The sequence below is a fragment of the Baaleninema simplex PCC 7105 genome (genome assembly GCF_000332355.1).
Lineage (GTDB): Bacteria > Cyanobacteriota > Cyanobacteriia > Cyanobacteriales > Geitlerinemataceae > Baaleninema > Baaleninema simplex.
In genome coordinates this window covers 235,942-237,260 of the sequence record NZ_KB235958.1, presented here as the reverse complement: position 1 = coordinate 237,260, position 1,319 = coordinate 235,942, and the positions used below count along the sequence as shown (strand labels likewise).

Genomic DNA, 1,319 nt, shown 5'->3' with positions numbered 1-1,319 from the left:
AGATGCTTTAGAGGCTTTTCGGACAGCCATGTCTTTTCGTTTTGTGGCATGGCTGAACGAGAATCGAGACCTGTTTGCCGCTCACAAAGCGCGTTTTGGCTTGGTTTGGGCTTGAAATTTGTTTAAGTACCGCTAAGATGTCATTTTTACCCGAATTTTTCTTTTTTCTCGGTCTTAATCCCTAACCAACTCCCGACTAATTTCATCCCCTTCTCGTGCTACTTGGCGTACTACAAGTTGAAGTGCGGAATGTGGGTTTTAAGATTTCCCTCTCAGATTTACGCTGTTGCATTTTTCTTAGGATGTTTACCGTGCGATCGCTCCTTCAAACCCCTACAAACCCTTTCGAGATATGCTTTTGCAATTTACCTAATTCACGCTCCTTTCGTAGATCTACTTTCAAAAAAATTAATTCGACAATTTCCTGACTCTATTTTTACCTCGTTTCTTATCTTGTCTGTCGGCATTTTAGCCATGAATATCGGATTTCTTTACGGACTTGAAAAACTTTTGCCTAAAGCCGTTTCAAGATATATTTTAGGCGTGTAGTCAGAGCCAAAACTTGTCTTGTTATCAAAAAATAATTTTGCACAACTAATGAAATTTTACCCCCAAACATCAACCACTCACTATTCGATCGTAACCGATAATCGCTTCAACGGGAATCGTGAGATCGGGAAAAGCAAGCGGTGAAATTTCCCCCTCTTTTAACGTCATTTTAGAGCCATAGTTGCGCCGACTGGGTTGACGGTAAACAATTAACTCCCGAGTTTGTAGGTTTGCCAGCCAATATTCTGGAATTCCTGCCTCAGCATAAATGTGATATTTTACAGTTGAATCTTTCTCTAAACTGGTATTGTCATATTCAATCAGCCAGAAGATATTTTCAGGATAAGGATGGTGAGTCAAATACTCTCGTCCGAGGGGTTCGACAACAGCAATATCCGGTTCCGGTTCAGATTGGTTGGGAAGCGTGATGGGTTTAGCGGGACTCACCAAGGCGCGATCGCCCAGTAATCGAGTGAGATATTGACCGGCGTTTCGACTAAAAAACGCATGAGGTTCACGTTCTGGCGACAGTTCGACGATTTCTCCAGCTAACAACTCCACCGAGCGATCGTCGAGCAACCCCGTTTGAATTATCTGGTGATAATCTTCTAAACTCCACTTAATCGTCGATCGTTCCATATTTAACCTCGATCGCTCTTCATTCCAGTGTATTGTCCGTTCTTCAGATCGGCTACAGCAACGTTTTTTTTAGCCTGAACCGCGAGAATCCTACGTTTCTAATCTCCGATTGAAGCGTAGATGAATCGCGG

Annotated in this window: 2 protein-coding genes; one reads left to right on the top strand and one right to left on the bottom strand. The window is 42.8% G+C overall.

The annotated features are described in order from the left end of the window. The first annotated feature begins 249 nt into the window (after nt 1–249). The gene (locus GEI7105_RS40910; protein WP_071591957.1) at nt 250–549 is read left to right on the top strand and encodes an acyltransferase family protein; all 300 of its coding nucleotides are present in this window, start codon (nt 250–252) and stop codon (nt 547–549) included. A 69-nt stretch (nt 550–618) separates the two neighbouring features. On the opposite strand, the gene GEI7105_RS0102895 is transcribed toward GEI7105_RS40910, so the two are convergent. Then, nucleotides 619–1,188: a Uma2 family endonuclease gene (locus GEI7105_RS0102895; protein ID WP_017658984.1), complete on the bottom strand. Its 570-nt coding sequence runs from the start codon at nt 1,186–1,188 to the stop codon at nt 619–621. Nucleotides 1,189–1,319: the final 131 nt, after the last annotated feature.

Excerpts from the sequence above, each read along its gene's own strand:
- GEI7105_RS0102895 (WP_017658984.1), bottom strand. The coding sequence starts at position 1,188 with ATGGAACGATCGACGATTAAGTGGAGTTTAGAAGATTATCACCAGATA.
- GEI7105_RS40910 (WP_071591957.1), top strand. The coding sequence starts at position 250 with ATGTGGGTTTTAAGATTTCCCTCTCAGATTTACGCTGTTGCATTTTTC.